General features: G+C 32.0%; 1 protein-coding gene. It reads left to right on the top strand.

All coding sequences use genetic code 11. The annotated features are described in order from the left end of the window. Positions 1-175 precede the first annotated feature (175 nt). Positions 176-612, top strand: a 437-nt coding sequence (locus tag IEV35_RS19995) for a tyrosine-type recombinase/integrase (protein ID WP_188386418.1), incomplete at its 3' end; no start/stop codon positions are given.

The raw sequence follows: 612 nt of genomic DNA, 5'->3' as shown, positions 1-612 counted from the left end.
TTGTTTTATCGCCAAACAAAACAACCAAATAGAAAGGCATACTTTTTCTATGAAAATTATACCACGTATTATAAGAAAAATATATCCACAAATTTTCAAGGCAACCAGAGCTCCTCCTCTATTAATTGATAAATCATTTTAATTATGAATCTATCAAGTAATGGAGGAAACTATCATGGAGCGATACAATCAAAAAATAGATTTATACTTTGAACTAAAAGGCTTGCCAGAATCCTCAAAGGAATCTTACGGTCGAAGAATGAAGGCATTTCTTGCCTATATGGAGAAATCTAATAGGCCTATAGAAGAAACATCTCCAGAAGATATCCAACAATATATTCTCTATCTAAAAAAAGAACGAGGTCTATCCGCAGGGACAATCAATAACTATATTTCATCGGTTCGGTTTCTTTATACTTTTGTTCTAGAGAAAGAATGGAATCCTATAAAAGTACCTAGAATGAAAAGAATTACTAAATTTCCTGTCATCCCTTCTAGAAGAGAAGTTCATGCACTTATCCATGGAACGGATAATTTAAAACATAAAGCGATTTTACTATTAATCTATGGTAGTGGTTTACGTGTTAGTGAAGTAGCTAAACTAAGAATTAG

Source organism: Ornithinibacillus halotolerans (genome assembly GCF_014637405.1).
Lineage (GTDB): Bacteria > Bacillota > Bacilli > Bacillales > Amphibacillaceae > Ornithinibacillus > Ornithinibacillus halotolerans.
Note: the sequence above shows the minus strand (reverse complement) of the source record. Positions and strands in the feature narration are given on the sequence as shown.